Here is a 17,766-nt window from a genome sequence, read left to right on the forward strand (position 1 = left end):
AATCAGTCTGGCATAGAATTGAATCAATTTCTTGAGCGCACGCAGCCGCTTCGATCAGCCGCGCCTCTCCGCCAGCCACTCGGCACGCAGGCCCAGCATATACATGGCGATGGTCGAGCCAGCAATGGCGGTGAGGTCCGCGTGGTCGTAGGCGGGCGCCACCTCGACCACGTCGCTTCCGGCGATATGAAGCGCTCCGAGTTTGCGCAGGACCGATAGTATCTTTGCGCTCGAGGGGCCGCCGGCCACGGGCGTGCCCGTGCCGGGCGCAAAGGCCGGGTCGAGGCAATCGATATCGAAGGTCAGATAGGCGGGGCGATTGTCGACATGGCGGATGATGGTATCGGCGATCTCCTCGGCGCGCATCTCCTCGAGCTCGTAGCCGTAGACGATCCGAATGCCGCAATCCTCCGGTGCATGCGTCCGGATGCCGATCTGGATCGAGCGTTCCACGTCGATCAGTCCCTCGCGTGCCGCGCGGCCGACGAAGGCGCCATGATCGATGCGGCCTTTCTCGTCCGGCCAGGTGTCCTGATGGGCATCGAACTGGACGAGGGCGAGGGGCCCGTGCAGGGCTGCATGGGCCCTCAGGATGGGATAGGTGACGAAGTGGTCGCCGCCGAGCGTCAGCAGGTAGGCGCCCGACTTCAGGATTTTCGACGCCTCGCGCTCGATGGTCTGGGGAGTCCTCGCATGTTTGCCGTAGTCGAGCAGGCAATCGCCGTAATCGATCGTCGCCATGTCGGCAAACAGGTCGCGCTGGAACGGATATTGCGGATCGTTGTCGAAGATCGCCGATGCACGGCGGATCGCCTGAGGCCCGAAGCGTGCGCCGGGGCGATTCGACGTGGCCGCATCGAACGGGATTCCCCAGACGACCGCCTCCACACCCTTGAGCTCCTTGGTGTATTTCCGCCGCATGAAGGAAAGGATGCCGGCATGCGTCGGATCGGAGGCCGCCGTCGTCAGTGATTTTGCAGTGATCGCGTGGTCGATCGACTTGTTGGCCATGCTGTTCTCCCGTCGGATGGACGGGACGTTGGCCAATCGATCGGGGCAAGGCAAGAGCCCGGCGTCAAAATCATGTGCACGGGAACCCTTGGCCCACGGAGCATGAAAAAAAGCCGGGACGAGCCCGGCCTTCGAAAGTGCAGTCTGCCAGCGATTAGCGCTTGGAGAACTGGAACGAACGACGTGCCTTGGCACGGCCGTACTTCTTGCGCTCGACCACGCGGCTGTCGCGGGTGAGGAAGCCGCCACGCTTCAGAACGGGGCGCAGGCCCGGTTCGAAGTAGGTGAGGGCCTTGGAAATGCCGTGACGAACGGCACCGGCCTGGCCGGAAAGGCCGCCGCCGGCAACGGTCGCATCGATGTCGAACTGGCCGTCACGGGCAGCCGCGACGACCGGCTGCTGCAGGATCATCTGCAGAACCGGACGGGCGAAATAGTCCGAGAAAGGCTTGCCGTTGATGGTGATCTTGCCGGAACCGGCCTTGATCCAAACGCGGGCGACGGCGTCCTTGCGCTTGCCGGTCGCGTAGGAGCGGCCCTGGGCGTCGACTTTCTTGACGTGAACCGGAGCAGCCGGTTCCGCGGTCGTGGCGATTTCCTTGAGAGCGGAAAGGTCAGCCATTATCAGGCGCTCCTTGTGTTCTTGCTGTTCAGCTTGGCGACGTCGAGGACGGCCGGCTGCTGTGCTTCGTGCGGGTGGTTCGAGCCGGCGTAGACACGCAGGTTCTTCATCTGGCGACGGCCGAGCGGGCCGCGCGGAACCATGCGCTCGACGGCCTTCTCGATGACGCGCTCCGGGAAGCGGCCTTCGATGATCTGGCGCGCGGTGCGCTCCTTGATGCCGCCGGGGTAACCGGTGTGCCAGTAGTACTTCTTGTCGGTGTACTTCTTGCCGGTGAGGACGGCCTTCTCTGCATTGATGACGATGACGTTGTCGCCGTCGTCGACATGCGGCGTGTAGGTGGCTTTATGCTTGCCGCGCAGGCGGTTTGCGATGAGGGAAGCGAGGCGACCGACAACGAGGCCTTCGGCGTCGATGAGGATCCACTTCTTCTCCACCTCTGCAGGCTTCTGAACGAAGGTTGCCATATCTAAACTCTTTCGTTTGGACCCGGAACGAAGCCGGGCGTTTCTTGTTGCTTGCTTTGACCTCGAGGAGGGCAAAAAAGAAGGCGGCCCAGTCGGACCGCGATCTGGGGCAGCTTATACGGAAGCTCGCAAACAAGGTCAAGGCCGACTTTCCGCGCGTCATGAAAGAAGATGAAGTGAATTCAAACGGTTAGCGATGTGGTTTTATAATACCACACTTCAGCGAGGCGGAATGGAATAGGTCGCCGTCGCATGAGCGACCAAATCGGGGCTTGCCACCGGCTTTATCGAGGCGTCGAGAACGGCCAGCCGTTTGCCAAGCTTGAGAATCCGGCAGGTACATTCGAGTGGTTCCGGTTCCGGCTTGCGCAGGAAGTTGATGTTGAGGCTGGTGGTGACGGCAAGCGCGACCGGACCGATATGCGCGATGAGCGCGATATAGGCCGACACGTCCGCCAGCGCGAAGAGCGTCGGGCCCGAGACCGTGCCGCCCGGACGGATGTGGCGCTCGTTCGGGTCGAGCCGCATCGTGGCGAAGCCCGGTCCGGTCTCGGTCACCGAGAAGACCTTCCCGTCCGTGTGGACCTGCGGAAAATCGGTGTCGAGAAAGCGGTTGAGCTCATCGACGGTCATGACCGGCTGCAGGGTCATCGCGTCCTCTCCATGTTACTTGCCTTGTTGCACCCGTTACAGAACGTCCTGCAGCGCCGCGCAAGCGGGAAATTGGTCTTACGCAGTTATGGGTCAGTCCGGCGCGCGGGCTTGAAAGAGCGGTGACGGCGGCGTACCACGGCACGAACTTCGATATGGGAGAGAACCATGGCGGACGTCGTTTCATTCAGGAAAGAAGAGTCGAACGGACCCTTGCTGCGGGAGTTCGATGGCCCGGTCCTGCGGCTTACCCTCAACAATCCCCCGGCAAACGTGCTTTCGATCGCCCTGATGGAAGCATTGCTGGCGGCGCTCGAGGAGGCGTCCGTCTCGAAAGAGATCAAGGTCGTCGTGATCGCCGCGACAGGCAAGCTCTTCTCCGCCGGCCACGATCTCAAGGAAATGACCTCCCACAGGGCCGACCCCGACGGAGGCCGGGCGTTCTTCGAGCGAACGATTCGCCTAGCAGCCGAAGTCATGCTGACGATCACCAGGCTGCCGCAGGCGGTCATCGCCGAAGTCGATGGCCTCGCGACCGCCGCGGGCTGCCAGCTGGTCGCCAGTTGCGATCTCGCGATCTGCACCGACACGTCGACCTTCTGCACCCCCGGCGTGAATATCGGTCTTTTCTGTTCTACGCCGATGGTCGCCCTGACGCGCGCCGCCCATCGCAAGCAGGCGATGGAGATGCTTTTGACCGGTGAGACGATCGATGCCGGGACAGCGAAGGAGTTCGGTCTCGTCAATCGCATCGTCCCGCAGCAATATCTGCGCCAGGTCATCGACAAATATGCGTCGATCATCGCCTCGAAGTCGCCGCAGGCGCTGAAGATCGGCAAGGAGGCTTTCTATCGCCAGGCGGAAATGCCGCTTGCCGATGCTTACGACTTCGCTGTCGGTGTGATGGTCGAGAACATGCTCGCCCGCGATGCCGAGGAAGGTATCGGTGCCTTTCTCGGCAAGCGCATGCCGGAATGGAAGGAGGAATAGTGCATGCCGCCCAAAAGTGTGCAGCGGTTTTGGATACGACATGCATGATAACGACCTACAGCGCGGCGCGCTTTATGTCCTAGGCCTCAGGCGAGCCTGAGCAGCAAGGCACCGAGCGCAATGATGCAGGCGGCGATGATGCGCCAGGCGCTGACGCGCTCCTTGAGGAACACGACGGAGATGACCACGGCAAAGAGGATTGCCGTTTCGCGGAGCGCCGCGACGGTGGCGACCGGGGCTTTCGTCATCGCCCAGAGCGCAAGGCCATAGGAGCCGATCGATCCGGCGCCGCCGATAAGCCCGCGCCACCAGTGACGGCTCACATGCCGCGCGACCGGCTTGACGCCGCGCCGGGCAAAGGCCCAGCCGAAGAGCAGGACCGGCGGCAGCAATGCCATCCAGAGCGTGTAGGATATGGCATTGCCGGAGATGCGGGCGCCTATCCCGTCGACATAGGTATAGCTCGCGATCACGCAGGCATTGAGCAGTGCCAGAACGATGGCGTGCCTGCCGCCCTTGCGGGATTCGAAGGCGAGCGTCAGCACGCCCGCGCAGATCGTCATGATGCCGGCCATCGCGCCGCCGGTCAGTTCCTCGCCGATGACGAGGCTGCTCGTCGCCGCAACGAGCAGAGGAGCGACGCCGCGCATCAAGGGATAGACCAGCCCGATGTCACCTGCGCGGTACGCGGCTGCGACCAGCTGGAAATAGGCGAACTGGAAAAGTGCCGAAACCAGGATGTAAGGCACGGCCTCGGAACCGGGCATCGGGAGGAAGGGCAGGAAGGGGAGCGCCACGACCGCGCCGCCAAGCGACACCATGGCGGCGTCGAGCGATTTTTCCGTACCGGCCTTGACGAGCGCGTTCCAGGTCGCGTGCAGCAGCGCTCCGAGAAGTACGAGCGCAATGACGTCCGGCGGCAAGATGAACCTCGGCGGGGTGATTGGGCGGGAAAGCCGGTTGTGGGCTCGCATTTGCCGAAATGCAACCGGAATTACGGATCGATCGCAACGAAACGGTTGAAATGCATGGCCGGGGGAAGGTGCCTCGGTTGACTCGCGGCCGCTCCACGCCAACTATCGCTCCGCATGATGAACATGCCCGGACAACAAGCATGAACCACGACGCCTACCCGGACTATTATCTTGCCGACATCCTGCGCGAGACGAAGACCATCGCGCTCGTCGGCGCCTCGCCGAAGCCGGAGCGGCCGAGCTATCGCGTCATGGCCTTCCTTCTCCGCAAGGGATACCGCGTCATTCCGGTCAATCCCGGCCATGCGGGCGGTACGATCCTCGACCAGCCGGTGGTAGCGCGCCTCGCGGATATAGGGGAGCCGATCGACATGGTGGACGTCTTCCGTGCGGCTTCGGCCTTGCCCGCGCTCGTCGACGAGATCCTGGCGCTGCCGGCCCTGCCCAAGGTCATCTGGGGACAACTGTCCGTCCGCGACGACGCAGCTGCCGCCAAGGCTGAGGCCGCAGGCATCAAGGTCGTCATGGACCGTTGCCCGGCAATCGAATATCCGCGACTGGTCGGATGATCCTTGATAATTGAGGGAGGAACGACGATGAAAGCCGGACCCGGATTCAGCACGCTTGCAATTCACGCCGGGGCCCAGCCCGATCCGACGACCGGTGCGCGGGCGACGCCGATCTATCAGACGACCAGCTTCGTCTTCAACGACACGGATCATGCGGCCGCACTCTTCGGCCTCCAGCAATTCGGCAATATCTATACCCGCATCATGAACCCGACGCAGGCGGTGCTGGAGGAGCGGATCGCGGCGCTCGAAGGCGGGACCGCCGGGCTGGCCGTTTCCTCGGGGCATGCGGCCCAGCTGCTGGTTTTCCATACGATCATGAGGCCGGGTGACAATTTCGTTTCCGCCAGACAGCTTTACGGCGGGTCGGCCAATCAGTTCGGCCATGCCTTCAAGGCCTTCGACTGGCAGGTCCGCTGGGCCGATTCGGCGGAGCCCGAAAGCTTCGATGCGCAGATCGACGAACGCACCAAGGCGATCTTCATCGAAAGCCTCGCCAATCCGGGCGGCACCTTCGTCGACATAGCCGCGATCGCTGACGTTGCGCGGCGACACGGACTGCCGCTCATCGTCGACAATACGATGGCGACGCCCTATCTGATGCGGCCGCTCGAACACGGCGCCGATATCGTCGTCCATTCGCTCACCAAATTCATCGGCGGTCATGGCAATTCGATGGGTGGCATCATCGTCGACGGCGGTACGTTCGACTGGTCGAAATCCGGCAAGTATCCGCTGCTGTCGGAGCCGAGGCCCGAATATGGCGGCGTCGTCCTGCACCAGGCCTTCGGCAACTTCGCTTTCGCCATCGCCGCACGGGTACTGGGTCTGAGGGACTTCGGTCCGGCCATTTCGCCCTTCAACGCCTTCCTGATCCAGACCGGCGTCGAGACGCTGCCGCTGAGGATGCAGCGCCATTGCGACAACGCGCTGGAGGTCGCTAAATGGCTGAAGGGGCATGAAAAAGTGTCCTGGGTCCGCTATTCCGGGCTCGAAGGCGATCCGAACCACGCACTGCAGAAACGCTACTCGCCGAAGGGGGCGGGAGCCGTTTTCACCTTCGGGCTCGCGGGCGGATACGAGGCGGGAAAGCGCTTTGTCGAGGCACTGGAAATGTTCTCCCATCTTGCCAATATCGGCGACACGCGTTCGCTCGTCATCCACCCCGCATCGACCACGCACCGGCAGCTCACGCCGGAGCAGCAGGTCGCCGCAGGCGCCGGACCCGACGTCATCCGGTTGTCGGTCGGCATCGAGGATGTGGCCGACATCATTGCCGATCTGGAACAGGCGCTGGGCAAGGCCTGAGAGGCACTGCAGGACGTGGAGGCTTCCCATGAGCCATATGCTGAATTTCGATCCGTCTTCTGTCGAAGCTGAGATCGGGGCGCCGGCGCCCGACAGGCTGATTTCTGGAAATCCGGAATTTCGCACCTGGAATTTCGAGGAGGCCGGCGGGCTCTATGCGGGCATATGGGAGGCCACGCCGGGCAAGTGGCGCATCGTCTATGACGAGTGGGAATATTTCCACATCCTCTCAGGTCATTCGATCGTGACCGAAGAGGGCGGGGTACCCCTTCATCTCAGAGCCGGCGACAGCCTGGTGCTGAGACCCGGCTTCAAGGGAACCTGGGAAGTCGTTGAAACGACTCGCAAGGACTACGTGATCCGCGTCTGACGCCGGCCGCGATGAGGACGTTGGGGAAGGTATGCGTTACGGCAGTGTCCGCTTGCGGGTGTGCGGGCATATTTCACCTGCGGCTCGGCCTGAGGATAGTATCTCCGTATCGACGGACGGCATCCGTCCCCACGTCCACCCTCATCCCTGTGCTTGTCACAGGGATCCAGCAGCGCCGCGTCTGCGGCGCCGAACAGTTCTTTAAGCCCAAGGACTTGGGCTTGCTGGATTCCTGTGACGGGCACAGGAATGAGGTTGGGGGAAGGTATGCGTTACGGGCAGTGTCCGCTTGTGGGTGTGCGGGCATATTTCACCTGCGGCTCGGCCTGAGGATAGTATCTCCGTATCGACGGACGGCATCCGTCCCCACTTCCACCCTCATCCCTGTGCCTGTCACAGGGATCCAGCAGCGCCGCGTCTGCGGCGGGGGAAGAGTCTTTCAGCCCAAGGACTTGGTCTGGCTGGATTTCTGTGACGGGCACAGGAATGAGGTTGGGAGAAGGTATGCGTTACGGCAGTGTCCGCTTGCGGGTGTGCGGGCATATTTCAACTGCGGCGCGGCCTGTGGATAGTACCGACGTATCGACGGACTGCATCCGTCCCTCCTTTCGCCCTCATCCCTGTGCCTGTCACAGGGATCCAGCAGCGCCGCGTCTGCGGCGCGGGAAGAGTTCTTTCAGCCCAAGGACTTGGGGTGGCTGGATTCCTGTGACAAGCACAGGAATGAGGTTGGGGGAAGTTAGCGATTTCGAGCCGCCGCTCACCAGACGAGATCGAGCCGCTCCAGACCATGAAAGTGGAAGGCGTCCTTGACCGGCGGCTCGTTCTTGAGCCGCATCCCGGGAAGCCGTCGGAACAGGATCGGCAGCGAAATCTGCAACTCCAGCCGTGCCAGCGGTGCGCCGATGCAGAAGTGCAGGCCGGCGCCGAATGAAAGATTGGCGCCTTCGTTGCGGTCCGGCCTGAACGTATCGGGAGAGGAGAATTTGCGCGGATCGACGTTCGCCGCCCCCAGCATGAGGCCGATCTTGTCCCCTTTCCTGAGGGCGATGCCGTTCTCCAGCTCGATATCCATGAGGGCGTAGCGCTGGAAGATGTGCAAGGGCGCGGCGAAGCGCAGACACTCCTCCACCGTGCGCTCCGTCGCCTTCTCGTCCGAGAAAAGTCCGGCGGGCGAGAGGCCGGACTGCAGGATCGTGCGCACGGCATTGCCGATCTGATGAACCGTCGCCTCGTGGCCCGCATTCAGAAGGAGGACCGTGGTCGAAATCAGCTCCGCGTCCGACAGGCGCTCGCCGTCTTTCTCCGAGGTGATCATATGCGTGAGCAGGTCGTCGGCCGGGTTTGTCCGCTTCCCGGCTATGATCCCTTTCAGGTAGCCGGCGAACTCCGCCGATGCATTGTTGGCGTCGAACTCCGTTTCCAGGCTGGGATTGAACACGTACATCTTCACCATGCGGTGCGACCAGTCGAGCAGACGCGGCGCCGCTTCGACCGGAATGCCGAGCATCCGCGCGATGATGGTTACCGGGATCGTCTCGGCATAGGTCTTCAACAGCTCGGTCTCGCCATCCTTCTCGAAGCCGTCGATCACCGCATGCGAGAGCGCCTCGATTTCCGGCCTGAGCTGTTCGATCTGACGGGAGACGAAGGCGCGGTTGACGAGCGTGCGCAGCCGCGTATGGGCCGGAGGCTCCAGTTCGAGCAGCGAGTGCGCCTCGAGTGCATCGAAATCTTTCAGATGCGGTTTCGGCTCCGGCATGCCGAGTTCTTCCCGGGTCGCGACATGCAGGATCTGTCGGCCGAAGCGACGGTCGCGCAACAGGCTGTTCACCTGCTCGTAGCCCGCAAAGAACCACTGCTGCGGCTCTTCCCAGAAAAAGGCCGGACATTGCGCATGGAGCGCCGCGTAGGCCGGCAGCGGATTGCGGAAGAAACGGGGGTTGCGGACGTCAAGGGAGACGCGCCGGGCGGGGCCGTCGATGGTGATACCGGGGGCGATGGACATGATATCGACTCTTCGAATGCTGCAATCGGATGGCGATCCGCATCTCTATTGCGCCATGAGGGCTGACTGCAAGTGCCTCGGCACCGGAAGGAACAACATCGGCGATAGATACTTTTTCGGTAGCACCGCCCGACCTATTTGAGCATGATGCGGCAGCAAGCAGGGAGCGGCATGGCAAAGGCGCAAGGCAATCTATCCGCGGGCATTATGGCGGCGATACGAAAGCGGCGGCCCACGGTCGTCAACCGTGATGCCGCCGTTAACCGCGGCGACATCGTGATCGCCTCCTATAATATCCACAAATGCGTGGGCACCGACGGGCGCTTCGACCCGCCGCGAATTGCGCAGGTTATCGCCGAGATCGGTGCGGATATCGTCGCGCTTCAGGAGGCCGACCAGAGATTCGGCGAGCGCGCGGGGCTCCTGGATCTCGAGCACCTGCGCCGTGAGGCGCATCTTGTCTCCGTTCCGATTTCGCCTTTTAGCGAGAAAGGCCACGGATGGCATGGCAACGTCCTGCTTATCCGTGAGGGTGCGGTTTCCGACGTGCGGCAGCTGAAATTGCCGGGCGTCGAGCCGCGCGGTGCCCTCGTCGTCGATCTCGACCTGAAAGCGGGACCGTTGCGGGTGATCGCCGCTCACCTGGGCCTGCTGCGTCATTCCCGGGCGCGCCAGGCGGAAACGCTTTTGAAGGCGACGGCGGACGGTGCCGGCCGGCCGACGCTGCTGATCGGCGACCTCAACGAGTGGCGCATGGGCAAACGCTCCTCGCTCAGCTTCCTCAGTCCGATATTCGACCCGTCGCATTCAGCCGTTGCCAGTTTTCCCTCGCGCTTTCCGCTGCTGCCGCTCGACCGGGTTCTCGGCAATCCGCATCATCTGGTGACCTCGGTGGCCGTGCACGACACGCCGCTGGCGCGCGTGGCTTCGGACCATCTGCCCGTCAAGGCCTCGATCGATCTCAAGGTTGTCCAGAAGGACGGCCCCGAGGATGAGGAGGCCCGATTGGCCGATGCGGGGCAGGGATAGCGGTGTCGCACGCCTCATAGAAGGCGCAATGGTCGCCGTCGTACTTTGGTTTCTGCATGTTTCACCCTTGATCCGGCTCCGGTGAAACATGCGGCAGGGCAGCATCTGATGTGGTCGTGGGTTGCACTTTTTCTCGTAGCGCTCTGCGGGCTCTTCCTGGTCGCGGTCCTCTATGTCTACGGCTGGTTTGGCCGCAGGCCGCGGACCGAACCCTCATTCGCGCTCCCCATCGGCGGAGACGAGACGGGCATCGATCGGCAATTGGGCCCACTGCTGGGTGCCGCCCAGCCCGGCGAGAGCGTGGTCGCGCTCATTTCCGATAACATCGAAGCCTTCGTTGCGCGGGCGCTTTCGGCGCGCCGGGCGGGGCGCAGCCTCGACCTGCAATATTACTACTGGAAGGACGACCTGACGGGGTTTCTGCTGACGCGCGAGATCATCCGGGCGGCCGACCGCGGCGTTCGCGTCCGCCTGCTGCTCGACGATATCAATGCAGGAATCCATGATCGTCTCTGCATTTCGCTCGACGCCCATCCGAATGTCGACGTGCGCCTCTTCAACCCAAGCCGGGCACGAACGGACCGCTTCCGCCGCGGGTTCGAAATGGCGATACGGGCCTTCAGTGCGACGCGCCGGATGCACAACAAGCTGTGGGTTGCCGATGGCCGGCTGGCGATATCCGGTGGGCGCAACATCGGTGATGCCTATTTCGACGCGGCCGAACTGTCGAACTTCCGTGACCTCGACGTCTGGATGGCGGGTCCGGTCGTCGACCAGGCGACGGCCATGTTCGATCTCTACTGGAACAGCACGTCGGTGCTGCCGATCGCAGCCCTCAGGACGCCGCGCAAGCAGTACCTTCCGGCGCTGAGGGAGGCGCTGGACGGGCTGGCGCGCACGGCGGCCGCGCGCTTCTATCTGGAAAGGGTCGCAGACGCGGCGGCTGCGGGTCCCGGCTCATACTGGGGAAGCCGGACCCTCCATCGCAGCGCGGATGTGCGCATGGCGTTCGACCCGCCGGAAAAGGCGCTGATGCAGAAGCGGCAGAACTGGCTGCTGCGCGAACTGTTCCCACTGATCAAGGGCGCCAGCCGTGATCTGCGGATCATCTCGCCCTACTTCATCCCCGGCGCAGCGGGGACGCGCGTGCTGGCGCTCCTCGCGGGAAAGGGCGCGAGGGTGGCGGTGCTGACGAATTCGCTCGCTGCAACCGATGTCGCGGCAGTGCATGGCGGCTACGTGAAGTATCGCAAAGGGCTGCTTGACGGCGGTGTCGAGCTCTACGAGCTCAAGGAGCGCGGCGATTTCTTCGATCGTCACCGCATGTCGCTGTTCGGAGCGCGAAACGCGAGCCTCCACACCAAGGCCTTCGTCGTCGATGGCCTCTGCGGCTACGTCGGCTCCATGAACTTCGATCCGCGTTCCGCGTCGCTCAACACCGAGATGGGCATCGTCTTTTCCGACGAGGCGCTCGCCGCCGAGCTCCAATCGATATTCGACGAGGAAACGGCGCCGGAACGGAGCTATCGCCTGATGCTGAAGGACGGCCGGCCCGCATGGCGGGATCGGACGAACGGCTCCCTGCGGCTGCTGCGGCGCGAGCCGGACGCAGGCATTCTCCGGCGGCTGATCGCCGGCGTGATCCGCTTTCTGCCGTTGGAGTCACAGCTTTGAGAGGCGACGGAATTTACCGGTCGTTTACCGCGCTATTGCGAATGCCTGTGAGGAAGGTGGCCGGGGGCATGCGCGACGGCATCAAGAATTGGAAAATTGTTCTACCGCCAATCCGCCACGCCGATGAAAAGCTCTGGACCCCGGGCCTGCGACTATTCAGTTTATCGAATGTTCGCGTCTTGAAGTGAAGGGCATTGACACTCTATGTAAGGTCTGAGGCTTATCCGATGATTCCGGTCCGCGAAGGGATGCGGTCCCGATTGATGAAGGTTCGATATGAGAAATCCAGTTGATACGGCCATGGCGCTGGTGCCGATGGTTGTTGAGCAGACCAATCGCGGCGAGCGATCCTACGACATCTATTCGCGACTGCTCAAGGAGCGCATCATCTTCCTGACGGGACCGGTCGAAGACCACATGGCGACGCTGGTCTGCGCACAGCTGCTGTTCCTCGAGGCGGAAAACCCGAAGAAGGAAGTCGCTCTCTACATCAACTCTCCGGGCGGTGTCGTGACGGCGGGCATGGCGATCTACGACACCATGCAGTTCATCAAGCCGGCGGTATCGACGCTCTGCATCGGCCAGGCGGCATCGATGGGCTCGCTGCTGCTTGCCGCCGGTCACAAGGACATGCGGTTCGCAACGCCCAATTCGCGCATCATGGTCCACCAGCCCTCCGGCGGGTTCCAGGGCCAGGCGTCCGACATCGAACGGCATGCACGCGACATTCTCAAGATGAAGCGCCGGCTGAACGAGGTTTACGTCAAGCATTGCGGCCGCACCTACGAAGAAGTCGAGCAGACGCTCGACCGCGATCATTTCATGAGCGCGGACGAAGCGCTCGACTGGGGTTTGATCGACAAGGTGATCACGTCGCGCGATGCGGTCGAGGGCATGGAATAGGTTCGAACACGGGCTTTTGTGTCGCCACAGATGTAATTGTGACACATTTGTAATGGCGAAGGGGCTTTATCCGAGGGGCAAAGCCGTTAATATGAATCCTTAATGCTATGTTGGAACAAGGGGCATAGCATTCGGATTTGATCGGGAGAGTCGTTGCAACCGGTGATCGGGCCTCCGCCCGGGACGGTGAGTACTCCCAAGAGCCTTGGGCGGCGCCTGGAGCCGACGTGCAAGGCGAACTGAGTGTCCGTGATATCTTTCCGAAGGTGTCCGGCGTGCTGGAAGGAAGTGGAAATGAGCAAGGTCAGCGGTAGCAACGGCGGTGACTCGAAGAATACCCTCTATTGTTCGTTTTGCGGCAAGAGCCAGCATGAAGTCCGCAAGCTGATTGCCGGACCGACCGTGTTCATCTGCGATGAATGCGTCGAACTCTGCATGGACATCATCCGCGAAGAGAACAAGACCTCGATGGTCAAGTCCCGCGACGGCGTTCCGACGCCGCAGGAGATCATCAAGGTCCTCGACGAATACGTCATCGGTCAGCAGCAGGCCAAGCGCATCCTGTCGGTCGCCGTGCATAACCACTACAAGCGCCTTGCACATGCGGCAAAGAGCAGCGACGTGGAGCTGGCGAAGTCGAACATCATGCTGGTCGGGCCGACCGGCTGCGGCAAGACCTATCTGGCGCAGACGCTCGCCCGCATCATCGACGTTCCCTTCACGATGGCCGACGCGACGACGCTGACGGAGGCCGGCTATGTCGGTGAGGACGTCGAGAACATCATCCTCAAGCTCCTGCAGGCGGCCGATTACAACGTCGAGCGCGCCCAGCGCGGCATCGTCTACATCGACGAGGTCGACAAGATTTCCCGTAAGTCCGACAACCCGTCGATCACTCGCGACGTTTCGGGCGAGGGCGTGCAGCAGGCGCTTTTGAAGATCATGGAAGGTACCGTCGCCTCGGTACCGCCCCAGGGCGGCCGCAAGCATCCGCAGCAGGAATTCCTGCAGGTGGATACGACGAATATCCTCTTCATCTGCGGCGGCGCTTTTGCGGGCCTCGACAAGATCATCTCCGCCCGCGGCGAGAAGACGTCGATCGGCTTCGGCGCGACCGTGCGCGCTCCGGAAGACCGCCGCGTCGGCGAGGTGCTGCGCGAGCTAGAACCGGAAGATCTGGTCAAGTTCGGCCTCATCCCGGAGTTCATCGGGCGCTTGCCGGTTCTGGCGACGCTCGAGGATCTCGACGAGGATGCGCTGATCCAGATTCTGTCCGAGCCGAAGAACGCTCTGGTCAAGCAGTATCAGCGGCTTTTCGAGATGGAAGACGTCGAACTGAACTTCCACGAGGACGCGCTGCGTGAGATCGCCCGCCGTGCCATCGTCCGCAAGACCGGCGCACGCGGCCTGCGTTCGATCATGGAGAAGATCCTGCTCGACACCATGTTCGAACTGCCGACGCTGGAAGGCGTTCGCGAAGTCGTCATTTCGGACGAGGTCGTCAAGGGGACGGCGAGGCCGCTCTACATCTACTCGGAGCGTTCCGAGGAGAAGACCAACGTTTCGGCTTGAGGCCACAGTGCCGCGCGTCTTCTCGGGCGCGCAACGCCGCTCACGATTGTTTGAAGAGCCCGCCGCGTGCGGGCTTTTTCATGTGACGCCGTTGCGATCGTGGGGGCGAAGGGGTGGGGAACCGGCGTTTTGGAGGACGGCTCTGCAGGCGCCGTTCCGGCCCGTTCGCTCGAATGTTTCAGTTCAAAATCATGGTGATCGCACCAATCGATTGTTGCTAAAGTGCCGCAACAACGCGATGATGTGCCGATTCAATGGATGCGTATTTGCGGACCGCGATATCCGGGCAGGTCGCAAGGTCTGCAACAGCATCCGAGCTTAAAGGTCGGGGATTATCCATGAAGGCGGGGATTGCGCCGTACCTTGAAAAGGCCTCTCTTGCACTCCACTTTCATGTACGAAATGTGACAGCCGGGAGTGCCGTAGAGGCTCCCGGAAACGGGCCCGAACATCGGGACGGAAAGGAAATGATATGACGAACAAAACGTCTCCGGCGACTGAAAGCGCGACCTATCCGGTTCTGCCGCTGCGTGACATCGTGGTCTTCCCCCACATGATCGTGCCGCTCTTCGTCGGCCGGGAAAAGTCGATCCGTGCACTCGAAGAGGTCATGGGTACCGACAAGCAGATCATGCTCGTGACCCAGATCAACGCTACGGATGACGATCCGGAACCCTCCGCCATTTACAAAGTCGGCACGATTGCAAACGTGCTGCAGCTTCTGAAGCTCCCCGACGGCACCGTGAAGGTTCTGGTCGAAGGACGGTCGCGTGCCGAGATCGAGCGCTATACGCCGCGTGACGATTTCTACGAGGCCATGGCCCATGCACTGCCCGAACCGGACGAGGATCCGGTCGAGATCGAGGCGCTGAGCCGTTCGGTCGTTTCCGAATTCGAGAGCTATGTGAAGCTCAACAAGAAGATTTCGCCGGAAGTCGTCGGCGTCGCGAGCCAGATCGAAGACTACTCGAAGCTCGCTGATACCGTCGCATCCCACCTGTCGATCAAGATCGTCGAAAAGCAGGAAATGCTGGAGACGACGAGCGTGAAGATGCGCCTCGAAAAGGCGCTCGGCTTCATGGAAGGCGAGATTTCGGTTCTTCAGGTCGAAAAGCGCATCCGTTCGCGTGTCAAGCGCCAGATGGAGAAGACGCAGCGCGAGTACTACCTCAATGAGCAGATGAAGGCGATTCAGAAGGAGCTCGGCGACAGCGAGGACGGCCGCGACGAGATGGCCGAGCTCGAAGAGCGCATCTCCAAGACGAAGCTCTCCAAGGAAGCCCGCGAAAAGGCGGATGCGGAGCTGAAGAAGCTGCGCCAGATGAGCCCGATGTCGGCGGAAGCGACTGTGGTCCGCAACTATCTCGACTGGCTGCTGGGCCTGCCCTGGGGCAAGAAGTCGAAGATCAAGACCGATCTCAACCACGCCGAAAAGGTGCTGGATACCGATCACTTCGGTCTGGACAAGGTAAAGGAACGTATCGTCGAGTACCTGGCGGTGCAGGCCCGTTCGTCCAAGATCAAGGGGCCGATCCTGTGCCTCGTCGGTCCTCCCGGCGTCGGCAAGACGTCGCTCGCCAAGTCGATCGCCAAGGCGACCGGCCGCGAATATATCCGCATGGCACTGGGCGGCGTTCGCGACGAGGCCGAAATTCGCGGCCATCGGCGGACCTATATCGGCTCCATGCCGGGTAAGGTCGTCCAGTCGATGAAGAAGGCGAAGAAGTCCAACCCGCTCTTCCTGCTCGACGAGATCGACAAGATGGGCCAGGACTTCCGTGGCGATCCGTCTTCGGCGCTTCTGGAGGTGCTCGATCCGGAACAGAACTCGACGTTCATGGATCACTACCTGGAGGTGGAATACGACCTCTCCAACGTGATGTTCATCACCACGGCGAACACGCTCAACATTCCGCCGCCGCTGATGGACCGCATGGAAGTCATCCGCATTGCCGGCTATACCGAAGATGAAAAGCGGGAGATTGCCAAGCGGCACCTGCTGCCGAAGGCGATCCGCGATCATGCGCTCCAGCCGAACGAATTCTCCGTGACCGATGGCGCCCTTATGGCGGTCATCCAGAACTACACGCGAGAGGCGGGCGTGCGCAACTTCGAGCGCGAGCTGATGAAGCTGGCGCGCAAGGCGGTGACGGAGATACTCAAGGGCAAGACCAAGAAGGTCGAAGTGACGGCCGAGAACATCCACGACTATCTCGGTGTGCCGCGCTTCCGCCATGGCGAAGCCGAGCGCGACGATCAGGTCGGGGTGGTCACCGGTCTCGCCTGGACCGAGGTCGGCGGCGAACTGCTGACGATCGAGGGCGTGATGATGCCCGGCAAGGGCCGCATGACGGTTACCGGCAACCTGCGTGACGTGATGAAGGAATCCATTTCGGCAGCGGCATCCTATGTCCGCTCGCGCGCGATCGATTTCGGCATCGAGCCGCCGCTGTTCGACAAGCGCGACATTCACGTCCACGTGCCCGAGGGAGCAACCCCGAAGGACGGTCCGTCCGCCGGTGTGGCCATGGCGACGGCGATCGTTTCGGTGATGACCGGTATCCCGATCTCCAAGGACGTGGCGATGACGGGTGAAATCACCCTGCGTGGACGCGTCCTGCCGATCGGTGGTTTGAAGGAGAAGTTGCTGGCGGCTCTGCGCGGCGGCATCAAGAAGGTGCTGATCCCCGAGGAGAACGCCAAGGACCTCGCCGACATCCCTGACAACGTCAAGAACAGCCTCGAAATCATCCCCGTTTCGCGGATGGGCGAGGTGATCGCGCACGCGTTGCTGCGGCTTCCGGAGCCCATCGAATGGGATCCGGCAAGCCAGCCGGCCGCCCTGCCGTCCGTTGATTCGCAGGACGAAGCGGGCACTTCGATTGCCCACTGAGGCAGTACAGATAGGGTGGTAAGTGTGTCCCGCTTGCGCCCTTCGGCCAGAAAAACAAGGAAGACCGGCGTTCTGCCGGTCTTTTTTGTTGTAAAAGCACGCTGCAACCCTTGCATTCCAAGGGATTAGGCGCAATTGGGAATGGCAAGACGTGGGCATTGCTCTCGCAGCCCCCGCCTTAAGAAGACAGTCGTTTCGAACCAGCATGAAAGGGGTGGAAACATGAACAAAAATGAGCTCGTGGCTGCCGTAGCCGACAAGGCCGGACTCTCGAAGGCAGATGCGTCTTCTGCCGTTGATGCAGTTTTTGAGACCATTCAGGGCGAACTGAAGAACGGCGGCGACATCCGCCTCGTCGGCTTCGGCAATTTCTCCGTATCGCGCCGCGAAGCCAGCAAGGGCCGCAACCCGTCGACGGGTGCGGAAGTTGACATCCCGGCACGCAACGTGCCGAAGTTCACGGCCGGCAAGGGCCTCAAGGACGCCGTCAACTAATTTACCGATTGAGCGGCGGGTGCCTCCGTCCGCTACTGGTTCATGTTCCATCTGTCGCGATACCGCCCAGGCGGCATTCGGCAGGTTGATTGAGGCCCGGTCATCCGGGCCTCTTTTCATTCCAAGCCTCGCTGTCATCCAGCTGTTACAGGACAGTTGCAAAAGCCTCCCGTCCGACGTTTTCGGACGCACGCGGAAGCGCAAAGGCGTGTCGCGACAAGGAGGGACAG

The 17,766-nt window shown here is 62.0% G+C and carries 16 protein-coding genes; 10 read left to right on the plus strand and 6 right to left on the minus strand.

Features of this window, described 5'->3' with window-relative positions; genetic code table 11:
* Window positions 1–54: 54 nt before the first annotated feature.
* From speB to PZL22_RS24300, 4 genes are all read right to left on the minus strand, one after another.
* Complete coding sequence (speB, locus tag PZL22_RS24285) at window positions 55–1,011, minus strand: agmatinase (RefSeq protein WP_003529233.1); 957 nt, start codon at window positions 1,009–1,011, stop codon at window positions 55–57.
* Window positions 1,012–1,165: 154 nt separating this feature from the next.
* Complete coding sequence (rpsI, locus tag PZL22_RS24290) at window positions 1,166–1,633, minus strand: 30S ribosomal protein S9 (RefSeq protein WP_003529231.1); 468 nt, start codon at window positions 1,631–1,633, stop codon at window positions 1,166–1,168.
* Window positions 1,634–1,635: 2 nt separating this feature from the next.
* The gene (rplM, locus tag PZL22_RS24295) at window positions 1,636–2,100 is read right to left on the minus strand and encodes a 50S ribosomal protein L13 (protein ID WP_003529229.1); all 465 of its coding nucleotides are present in this window, start codon (window positions 2,098–2,100) and stop codon (window positions 1,636–1,638) included.
* Between the two features lie 219 nt (window positions 2,101–2,319).
* Window positions 2,320–2,751, minus strand: coding sequence for a PaaI family thioesterase (locus tag PZL22_RS24300; RefSeq protein ID WP_003529226.1), 432 nt, complete (start codon window positions 2,749–2,751; stop codon window positions 2,320–2,322).
* A 168-nt stretch (window positions 2,752–2,919) separates the two neighbouring features.
* Between PZL22_RS24300 and PZL22_RS24305 the strand changes: the two genes are divergently transcribed.
* Window positions 2,920–3,741 (plus strand): enoyl-CoA hydratase, encoded by an 822-nt coding sequence (locus PZL22_RS24305; protein ID WP_003529224.1) that lies wholly within the window; start codon window positions 2,920–2,922, stop codon window positions 3,739–3,741.
* A gap of 86 nt (window positions 3,742–3,827) precedes the next feature.
* On the opposite strand, the gene PZL22_RS24310 is transcribed toward PZL22_RS24305, so the two are convergent.
* Window positions 3,828–4,664: an EamA family transporter gene (locus tag PZL22_RS24310; RefSeq protein WP_003529222.1), complete on the minus strand. Its 837-nt coding sequence runs from the start codon at window positions 4,662–4,664 to the stop codon at window positions 3,828–3,830.
* Between the two features lie 191 nt (window positions 4,665–4,855).
* Here PZL22_RS24310 and PZL22_RS24315 point away from each other — a divergent pair, with 191 nt between their 5' ends.
* Genes PZL22_RS24315 through PZL22_RS24325 form a run of 3 tightly spaced genes read left to right on the plus strand, consistent with a single transcriptional unit; the run spans window position 4,856 to window position 6,962 of the window.
* Entirely contained in the window at window positions 4,856–5,284 is a 429-nt protein-coding gene (locus PZL22_RS24315; protein WP_003529220.1) for a CoA-binding protein, read from the plus strand.
* A 27-nt stretch (window positions 5,285–5,311) separates the two neighbouring features.
* Entirely contained in the window at window positions 5,312–6,592 is a 1,281-nt protein-coding gene (locus PZL22_RS24320) for an O-acetylhomoserine aminocarboxypropyltransferase (protein WP_003529218.1), read from the plus strand.
* Between the two features lie 28 nt (window positions 6,593–6,620).
* Window positions 6,621–6,962, plus strand: coding sequence for a cupin domain-containing protein (locus tag PZL22_RS24325; RefSeq protein ID WP_003529216.1), 342 nt, complete (start codon window positions 6,621–6,623; stop codon window positions 6,960–6,962).
* Window positions 6,963–7,722: 760 nt separating this feature from the next.
* On the opposite strand, the gene PZL22_RS24330 is transcribed toward PZL22_RS24325, so the two are convergent.
* Window positions 7,723–8,970, minus strand: coding sequence for a cytochrome P450 (locus tag PZL22_RS24330; protein ID WP_003531799.1), 1,248 nt, complete (start codon window positions 8,968–8,970; stop codon window positions 7,723–7,725).
* 171 nt (window positions 8,971–9,141) lie between these two features.
* Between PZL22_RS24330 and PZL22_RS24335 the strand changes: the two genes are divergently transcribed.
* The 6 genes from PZL22_RS24335 to hupB all read left to right on the plus strand — a co-directional run bounded on the left by PZL22_RS24335 (window position 9,142) and on the right by hupB (window position 17,536).
* Window positions 9,142–9,999: an endonuclease/exonuclease/phosphatase family protein gene (locus PZL22_RS24335; protein ID WP_003531801.1), complete on the plus strand. Its 858-nt coding sequence runs from the start codon at window positions 9,142–9,144 to the stop codon at window positions 9,997–9,999.
* Between the two features lie 108 nt (window positions 10,000–10,107).
* Window positions 10,108–11,673, plus strand: a complete 1,566-nt coding sequence (locus tag PZL22_RS24340; RefSeq protein ID WP_003531803.1) for a phospholipase D family protein — start codon at window positions 10,108–10,110, stop codon at window positions 11,671–11,673.
* Window positions 11,674–11,949: 276 nt separating this feature from the next.
* Complete coding sequence (clpP, locus tag PZL22_RS24345) at window positions 11,950–12,576, plus strand: ATP-dependent Clp endopeptidase proteolytic subunit ClpP (RefSeq protein ID WP_003531805.1); 627 nt, start codon at window positions 11,950–11,952, stop codon at window positions 12,574–12,576.
* A gap of 294 nt (window positions 12,577–12,870) precedes the next feature.
* Window positions 12,871–14,148, plus strand: a complete 1,278-nt coding sequence (gene clpX / locus PZL22_RS24350; RefSeq protein WP_003531807.1) for an ATP-dependent Clp protease ATP-binding subunit ClpX — start codon at window positions 12,871–12,873, stop codon at window positions 14,146–14,148.
* Window positions 14,149–14,620: 472 nt separating this feature from the next.
* The gene (lon, locus tag PZL22_RS24355; RefSeq protein ID WP_003531808.1) at window positions 14,621–17,041 is read left to right on the plus strand and encodes an endopeptidase La; all 2,421 of its coding nucleotides are present in this window, start codon (window positions 14,621–14,623) and stop codon (window positions 17,039–17,041) included.
* Between the two features lie 222 nt (window positions 17,042–17,263).
* Window positions 17,264–17,536: a DNA-binding protein HupB gene (gene hupB, locus PZL22_RS24360; RefSeq protein ID WP_003531811.1), complete on the plus strand. Its 273-nt coding sequence runs from the start codon at window positions 17,264–17,266 to the stop codon at window positions 17,534–17,536.
* The last annotated feature ends 230 nt before the right edge of the window (window positions 17,537–17,766 follow it).

It is taken from the genome of Ensifer meliloti, assembly GCF_030064585.1.
Taxonomy (GTDB): Bacteria; Pseudomonadota; Alphaproteobacteria; order Rhizobiales; family Rhizobiaceae; genus Sinorhizobium; species Sinorhizobium meliloti.